The sequence below is a fragment of the Marinilactibacillus piezotolerans genome, from assembly GCF_900114235.1.
In the GTDB taxonomy this organism is placed as follows: domain Bacteria; phylum Bacillota; class Bacilli; order Lactobacillales; family Carnobacteriaceae_A; genus Marinilactibacillus; species Marinilactibacillus piezotolerans.
In genome coordinates this window covers 46,343-54,587 of the sequence record NZ_FOSJ01000015.1, presented here as the reverse complement: position 1 = coordinate 54,587, position 8,245 = coordinate 46,343, and the positions used below count along the sequence as shown (strand labels likewise).

Genomic DNA, 8,245 nt, shown 5'->3' with positions numbered 1-8,245 from the left:
ATACTTTGTCGATTGATGCCTAATTGATTGGCAACTTCGCGGTAGGACAACTCTGTTCTTAAGTATAACTCTACCGCATTGACTTTAAATTGAACAGAGTAAATCTTATGGTTTCTCTTACGCTCTAATCCTTCCCATCCAGAATTCTGATAAGTATTTATCCAATCTTTAACTTGAGTTGCACTCTTGATGTCATATTTATTTGCAAGGTAACTGTAACCACCAAATCCTTTTAGATATTCAGTGACGACCATCGACTTGAACTTTAGATTATATTTAGTCATAAAAAACCGACCCCTATACATTAGATTTTTGGTCTAATATATGGGGGTCGGATCATTTTTCAGGTCTGCTGTTTATTTTTCTTTGTTTACTTAATGAATAAAGTTCAGTTCTATTCTGTATCTGTATATAGTGAAAAGTTAATAAACATAATGAAAAGTATCACCTGATTGTACAAAGTAACAAGGGATATCTTCATTTAATGCAGTAGGGATATAGGTTGCCATATATTTCATTCCCGGTTCTTCCATATTGAAATGTCCTAATGTAATAATGACTTTATTTTTTCCTAGCATACTGCTATCTCTTACGTACTCATTAATGGAAAAGTCAACTAGTTCCATAGCTAGCAAAGCATCAACTTTATCTGTGTCCATTTTAATAATCTCATCATTGGCGTTACCGAAAATATGAAATGGAATCTCAATTCTTCGAATTTTTGCTTCTGGGTTTCCAATAATACGACCACCTTTGAGGTTGAGACATTGAATCATCTTTTTAACAAGATTTTTTGCTCTTATTTCAGGGATTTCAAATTTTGTAAGTGCATTTGCTTTTTTAGAAGCATAATTTTCCCAACCCATTTCTTTGGCAAACCCGTAAAAAATACCATCTGTATATGATCCATCCTCTAAGGGTATTCCAGAATGAACATAATCATGGTTTCTCCATACGACGATTCCATAATCATTTAGGAGATTTTTTTTCATCCTATAAGTATGATTTTTTGTTTCTTCCAGCCACCCTTGATGATCTCCATGGTTCCAAAATAAGGCTTCATGCACAATAATTAAATTGGCTCCAAGTTCATGTGCTTGTCTTATAACATCTATACTGGCAAATATCGTCGTAATGATACCAGTACATTTCTGCTCAGCATTTCCATACAAGATTTGATCACGAGCTTGTTCATCATTGATTTTTTTACCTGTCGAATCATAACCATGATGATAATTTTTTATATTTGAAATAGCATCACTTATTTTCAAAAGTTATTCCTCCCTGATAGATTCTTGTAATCTTATAATAACTTTCCAAAGAGAATTCGATCTTAACATCTTTACTATTAGTATAACATTGGTGTAAACCTCTACAACTTGAGGATCGCTTATAACTGGATATGGGCCTTCGGATCTTGCTCCTCCAATAATGTTCTTAAATTTTTTCAACTATCATTAAATACTTAAAGAGATAACACTATCCAAGAATAAAAAAATCCAAAAGGCTTGTAGGTTAATAATTCATAAATAGCTATTATTTGATTTGTTTATTATATATTCACTCATTATTTTTTAAGAATATTCTTAAAATTAGTAATTTAATTTTTTATAATAAAAAAGCAGGCTATGCTGAAATTCACCATAGCCTACTTTAAAATTTGTTTATTTACTTTGAATATATGGATAGACAGTATCTGTTCAAGAAATACTAATTTTTCAGAAAACTACTTTTTAGAAAAAGGAGTTACATAATAACCAATTTTCGTGACGACTATTTCAATTGATTTGTATAGTCTAAATGCTCAAAAGTATGGGGTTCGCCTATTGCCACCAACATACTTTTAGGAGAAATTTTTTCATCTGGAGAAAGATTTACTTGCAGTTTTTCTCCTTCAGAATTTTTCATACCAATAACATTAATTTTATATTTATTTCGAAGATCTAATTGAACTAAAGATTTTCCGACCCATTCTTTAGGTGTGAGAAACTCGATAATCGCATTATCTTCATCAAGTTCAATAACATCTAAGATCTTATTTCTCATGATGTTACGAGCGACTCGGTCACCCATTTCTTTTTCTGGGCGAATGATTTCGTGCGCGCCAACTTCTAATAGAATTTCTTTATGAACTTTGTTTTTTGCTTTAGCAATAATATGTTTAATGCCTAGCTTTTTGCAATTTAAGACAGCTAAAACACTAGATTCCAGGTTTGAACCTGTACCAACTACGACGGTATCACATTTTTCAAAACCGATACTTTTCAATAAATCTAGATCTGTAATGTCCCCTTGGACACCTTGTACTACATATTCTTCCACACGATTTACATCAACTAAGTCTTTATCTATGGCGATGACATCAAAATAATGTTCACCTAATTCTTTTGCAATGGTTGATCCGAATACTCCAAGACCTAATACCCCAACAACTTTATTCAATATTTTCTCTCCTATCCAATTAAGATATTTCCTGATGCATAAACTTTCGGTTTTTGTTTTCTATCAAAAAGTCCCAATGCTGTAAAGATCGTGATAGGACCCAGTCTGCCTATGAACATTAAGAACATAATGACTGTCTGACTGCCGCGAGATAACTCAGAAGTAAGATCAGCTGATAAGCCCACGGTACCAAGTGCAGAAACAGCTTCAAAAAAGAGATACTGCATAGGGACGGTTTCATCAAATATAGACATTAGAGATAGACCAAGAAAATTTAAAATGACAAACATCACAACAATTACCAATGCTCTCTGAACAATTTCATCATCTAATGTTCTTTTTTGGTAATGTACATGTTGCTGACCGGTAATCTCGGCCCATAATAATTTTACAACTAAAGCAACGGTTGAAGTTTTCGCGCCACCGGCAGTACCACCAGGAGAACCTCCAATAAACATGAACACAGTCATAAAGATAATTGTAAATAAGCGAAGATGTGTGTAACCAACAGTACCGAACCCAGCCGTCCGCAGTGTTACAGCTTGGAAGAAGGTCGCTTGCATTTTACCAATGAAATTCAATCCACCAATAGTCTCGCTGTTATTCCATTCAGACAGCATGAATAAAACCATAGCTGCAAAAATGAGAAATATCGTCCAGTTCAAAACTAAGCGAGTGTGTAATTTCAACCTTCTGTATCGTCCTTTAAAATCGATCCAGCTTCTAACTGAAATAAAAGCTTTGAAATTTTGAGCAAGATCGAACCAGACAGAAAACCCGATCCCTCCTATAATGATCAGAAGGGGAATAACAATATTGACTATATGAGAATTCACAAAACCTTGTAGGCTAGTTGTGCCCAAATTATCAAATCCGGCATTATTAAAGGCAGATATAGATAAGAAAATTGAGGTAAATGTTCCTTTGGCCCACCCAAATAAAGGAACCATGTGGAAGCTCAAAAAAACAGCCCCGATTCCTTCAATTAGAAAAGTATACTTAACAACAGAAATCAGAAAATCACGAAAGCCAATCATATCTCCTCTGTTCAAAGCTTGCTGCAAAGTAACCTCATCTTTCATGCTTACGCGGCGTCCTAATTGCATTACAATCGTCGCCACGAGTGTAATTAATCCTAGACCACCTAATTTAATCAAAATTAGTCCTATGATTTGACCAAAGATATTATAAGTATAAGCTAGCGGTTCAGTAAAAAGACCCGTTACAGAAACCATAGATACAGCAATAAAAAGATGATCAAAGTAGGTAGCTTGTGAACTGGCTTGTTGACTTATCGGAAGAGCAAGTAAGAAAGAACCAATCAAAATAACGAAAGCAAAACTTAAAACGATTTTAAATGGAATGGGTAAAAATGAAAAGTGGTCTAACAAGCGTCTCATACAAAATTTTTCCTTTCTGATACTATAAAAAATCAATAACTAGATTGTATCTCTTGAATACCTAAAATACAAGCATATACGATGAAAAAGGCGTGACAATTCTTGCTTGTAAAGTGACAGTTTCTGAGTTAGCTCTAAATTTGAGTTTTAAAGGCATAGAGTCGTAAGCCGTTATAGTTGTTTCTTTCTGTTCTGACCGATAAAATAGTACTGATACAGTGTCTAATATTGAACGCTGATTGTAGGAGGAGACGAACATGGCTTATAATGGAACAATGATGCAGTATTTTGAATGGGACTTAGCAAATGATGGGACTCACTGGAAAAAACTGAAAGAAGAAGCGGCTCATTTAAGAGAAATAGGAGTAACAGCTGTATGGATTCCCCCCTGTTTTAAATCATTGGATCAAAAAGATGTAGGCTACGGTATATATGATTTGTATGATCTTGGAGAATTTGATCAAAAAGGAACAATTCGAACTAAATATGGAACAAAAGAAGAATTACTAGATGCCATTCATACATTACATGAACACGGGATACAAGTTTATGCTGATGTAGTCTTGAATCATAAAGCTGGAGCAGATGGAACAGAAAAATTCTGGGCAGTTGCAGTCAATGAGGATAATAGACATGAAGAAATTGAAGAAGCAAAAGAAATTGAATCTTGGACTTATTTTAATTTTCCAGGAAGACAAGGGAAATATTCTGACTTTGAATGGCATTGGTATCATTTCTCGGGTGTATCTGATGATGAAATTACTGGAGAACAGGGAATTTATCGTATCGAAGGAGAAGGTAAGGGTTGGGCACCGGACGAAAATGTATCGACTGAATTTGGTAATTTTGATTACTTAATGTTTGCGGATATTGATTATAGTCATCCAGAAGTTATTAAAGAAACAAAAAAATGGGTTAAATGGTTTATAGAAGAAACTGGAATTGATGGAATTCGGTTAGATGCAGTTAAGCACATTGATCGTATGTTTATGAAAGAGCTGATTGAAGAAGTTCGTGCAGAATATGGTGAAGACTTTTTCTTTGTAGCGGAATACTGGCACCAGAAATATAAATATTTAGAAGAGTATTTAGAAGATCAAGAGTTCAATATCTCTATGATGGATGTAAGGTTTCATTATGCCTTGCATGAAGCTTCTCAGCAGAAAACAAATTTTGATTTGAGAAGACTATTTGATGGGACACTTTATAAAAAGAATGCAGAGCAAGCTGTGACGTTTGTAGAAAATCATGATTCGCAGCCAGGACAGTCTTTAGAGTCCTATGTAGAGCCATGGTTCAAACCATTAGCATATGGTATTGTTTTGTTGAGTACGTATGGATATCCTTGTCTTTTTTATAGTGATTACTACGGGTATAGTGGTGAAGTTGATTATGAGGGCTGTCCGGATATTATTGAAAGATTGATGCATATCAGAACAGAATATGCTTATGGTGAACAGTATAATTATCTTGATCATGCTACTTGTCTAGGATTTACACGTACAGGTGATGATGAACATCCTGAAGGGTGTGCGGTCGTATTATCTAGTGGAGAAGAAGGATACAAGGAAATGAATGTTGGTGACCTGCATGCAGGAGAACACTATATAGATAAACTAGGTAACAGAGAAGAAGAAATTGAAATTGGTGAAGACGGAACAGCAATATTCCCAGTTAATGCAGAATCAATTTCAGTATGGATTCCTAAAAAATATTAAAAAAAAGCGATCAAGATGTCTAGGAGAAAAAGTACTCCGCATCTTGATCGCTTTTTTTAGAGTTGAAATTTATTTGTTTTAATTAGTCATGAGGATTAACTTTTAATGATGCTTCTTTTTCATCAGCTAAATCTTTTTTATTTAATTTAAATTCATTATCTTTTGATAAATAGTTATCATGTAAAGCTTCATCAACTTTGTCTTTTGGAATAGCCTGATCTTGATTTGGATCAAGGGGTGTTCCGTTGACATCTCCCAATGTTTCGTCATCATACATTGAGTGAGAGGCAGTAGCAGGATCAATTACTGAATCCCTTTGCGATGCTTGTTTTTGTGCTAGATCTCTTTCAATCTCTTCGATTGTTTTATTTAACTGTGCTTGTTTGGCATCCATTTCCGCTTGCTCAGCTTGTAGTTCTTGGTCTACTTCGCTATAAGATTCTCTGAAATCTTCAAGTAGTTTTTGTGCTTTATCGCCACTGGAATCTTTTAATTTGGAAGCTCCGGATTTTAATTCTTTTCGAAACTGGTTTCCAGTTTTTGGAGCGAATAGTAAGGCTGTGAATGCAGATGCAGCGCTCATCAATATGGCTTTAGTTAAGCTTATTCTTGGCATAATGTAAATCTCCTCTCAATACTTGTTTAATTAGTTTTTATAACGTGCTTTTTGCTTTTCGATCGTTCGCTTGAAAGCTAAGCTAAATGTTTTAGCAATTACTGGACCCTCTGTTTTTAGTTCATCTACAGCATTTTGTGCTATTCCTTTTGAATAGTCTCCACCGTGTTCTTTTAAATAAGTCAATGAATCATTTAAACTAGAAGCGTGGGTAGATAATTCGTTGAATCTTTGCATTTTGATATTTGATACTTTCTGTAAATCTTCGACTCTTCCCATAATCTTGTTTACTTTAGTTTGGACAGCATCAGCTTCCGTAGTAAAATGTTCAATATGGTCTTGAACCGTGGATTGAGTTTCTTTAAAATTTTTGATTGTTGGTTTAACTTTTTTAAAGGTAACGATTCCGATTGCTATAAGAGCAATAAAAGCTATACCTAAAATAATCAAAGCGATGATATATCCTAATGACATAGTAGTCCCTCCTTTACTTCTAAACTAGTATTTAATTTTCTATCTATATAGATAGAATACCACGAACAGTATCTTAGCAACAAACAGAAGCTACGGTTTAAAAGATATTGCTTGAAACGGCTTTAATTGTTAGAATAGTAGCAACATAAAGTACTTAGATAACTATCATATAAGTAGTGATAAAAAGGAGAAAATAATGAGCGATGAGAAAATGAAGGATTCTGAAATTGAAATAGGGGAAATGAAGAATTCTCAGCACAAGATAGAACTGTGTGCAGTCTCAGATGGAGAAGTTTTATCCATTGAAAATGTTCCAGATAAAGTCTTTGCTCAAAAAATGATTGGAGAAGGTTTTGCAATAAAACCTGTATCCGAGACTGTAGTGGCTCCCATCAGTGGAAAGCTGATTGAAGTCGCAGATGCCAAGCATGCTTACTACATCGAAACCGAAGAAGGAATAAAAATCCTGATTCATGTGGGAATCAATACTTTACTATTGAATGGAGAAGGTTTTTCTACGAAGCTGGAAAAAGGGGATAGAGTCGAAAGTGGTGAAACTCTAGTTGAGTTTGATGAGGAATTAATTGTCAAAAAAGGATACAACCCTATCATTTCAGTAATCGTTTTAGATGACCAGGATATACAAATGAACCAGACAGTTTTTCCTTCAAAAGAGGTTATTGCAGGAGAAACGATTGCAATGGAGTTAAATTTTTAGTGATTTAGAAGAAATGGATACTTATTGGATGAATCAAGTTCTGATGGCGGTTTAATATGAAAAATTGAACCGAGTTCATAGGTGCTGTATAATTGATTGTAAGTTAGTTGATAGATGAATTGATGATTAAAAACATGTTTCTGAGGAGGAGCATCACTTGAAAAAAATATTAGTGGTAGATGATGAAAAGCCAATTTCAGATATAGTAAAATTTAATCTTGAAAAAGAAGGATTCGAAGTAGTTACTGCTTATGATGGGGAAGAGGCGGTAGAAAAAGTTGAAGAGAGCACCCCAGATTTAATCGTGTTAGATTTAATGCTGCCTAAAATGGATGGATTGGAAGTTTGTCGAGAAGTCCGTAGAAAGCATGATATTCCCATTATTATGGTAACAGCTAAAGATCAGGAAATTGATAAAGTGCTGGGACTAGAACTAGGAGCAGACGACTATGTAACAAAACCCTTTTCTAATCGTGAGTTAGTTGCTCGGGTCAAAGCAAATTTGAGACGTCAATCTTCTGTACAGACAGCAGAACCAGAAAAACCTGAAACTAATGATATAGAAGTAGGAGATTTAACGGTTCATCCAGATGCTTATATCGTATCTAAAAGAGGCAGCACGATTGAATTAACGCATAGAGAATTTGAGTTGTTACATTATCTAGCAAGGCATATTGGACAAGTTATGACGCGAGAGCATTTATTAGAGACCGTTTGGGGTTACGATTACTTTGGAGACGTACGTACTGTTGATGTAACGGTTCGTCGATTGAGAGAGAAAATCGAAGATAATCCGAGCCATCCTAATTTTTTAGTAACTAGACGTGGTGTAGGTTATTATTTAAGGAATCCTGAACAACAGGAGAAATAATTGTAT

9 protein-coding genes are annotated in these 8,245 nt (G+C 34.5%); 3 read left to right on the top strand and 6 right to left on the bottom strand.

Going from position 1 to position 8,245, the window contains the following annotated elements; all coding sequences use genetic code 11:
* The 4 genes from BM212_RS05410 to BM212_RS05395 form a co-directional block, all read right to left on the bottom strand.
* Positions 1 to 284 (bottom strand): helix-turn-helix domain-containing protein (locus tag BM212_RS05410; RefSeq protein WP_177206345.1); only part of this gene is annotated, 284 nt, incomplete at its 3' end.
* A 138-nt stretch (positions 285 to 422) separates the two neighbouring features.
* Positions 423 to 1,271: a Nif3-like dinuclear metal center hexameric protein gene (locus tag BM212_RS05405; RefSeq protein ID WP_091897033.1), complete on the bottom strand. Its 849-nt coding sequence runs from the start codon at positions 1,269 to 1,271 to the stop codon at positions 423 to 425.
* 502 nt (positions 1,272 to 1,773) lie between these two features.
* On the bottom strand, positions 1,774 to 2,442 hold the full coding sequence (locus BM212_RS05400; RefSeq protein ID WP_245750936.1) for a potassium channel family protein: 669 nt from the start codon (positions 2,440 to 2,442) through the stop codon (positions 1,774 to 1,776).
* 11 nt (positions 2,443 to 2,453) lie between these two features.
* Entirely contained in the window at positions 2,454 to 3,842 is a 1,389-nt protein-coding gene (locus tag BM212_RS05395) for a TrkH family potassium uptake protein (RefSeq protein WP_091897027.1), read from the bottom strand.
* A 257-nt stretch (positions 3,843 to 4,099) separates the two neighbouring features.
* Here BM212_RS05395 and BM212_RS05390 point away from each other — a divergent pair, with 257 nt between their 5' ends.
* Positions 4,100 to 5,560 (top strand): alpha-amylase, encoded by a 1,461-nt coding sequence (locus BM212_RS05390; RefSeq protein ID WP_091897024.1) that lies wholly within the window; start codon positions 4,100 to 4,102, stop codon positions 5,558 to 5,560.
* An 82-nt stretch (positions 5,561 to 5,642) separates the two neighbouring features.
* Here the strand turns inward: BM212_RS05390 and BM212_RS05385 are convergent, their stop codons facing one another.
* Both BM212_RS05385 and BM212_RS05380 read right to left on the bottom strand, forming a co-directional pair.
* Positions 5,643 to 6,176: a YtxH domain-containing protein gene (locus BM212_RS05385; protein WP_091897021.1), complete on the bottom strand. Its 534-nt coding sequence runs from the start codon at positions 6,174 to 6,176 to the stop codon at positions 5,643 to 5,645.
* Positions 6,177 to 6,206: 30 nt separating this feature from the next.
* Complete coding sequence (locus tag BM212_RS05380) at positions 6,207 to 6,650, bottom strand: DUF948 domain-containing protein (RefSeq protein WP_091897018.1); 444 nt, start codon at positions 6,648 to 6,650, stop codon at positions 6,207 to 6,209.
* Between the two features lie 196 nt (positions 6,651 to 6,846).
* Here BM212_RS05380 and BM212_RS05375 point away from each other — a divergent pair, with 196 nt between their 5' ends.
* Positions 6,847 to 7,368: a PTS sugar transporter subunit IIA gene (locus tag BM212_RS05375; RefSeq protein ID WP_091897015.1), complete on the top strand. Its 522-nt coding sequence runs from the start codon at positions 6,847 to 6,849 to the stop codon at positions 7,366 to 7,368.
* A 157-nt stretch (positions 7,369 to 7,525) separates the two neighbouring features.
* Positions 7,526 to 8,239 (top strand): response regulator YycF, encoded by a 714-nt coding sequence (gene yycF, locus BM212_RS05370; RefSeq protein ID WP_091897012.1) that lies wholly within the window; start codon positions 7,526 to 7,528, stop codon positions 8,237 to 8,239.
* Positions 8,240 to 8,245: the final 6 nt, after the last annotated feature.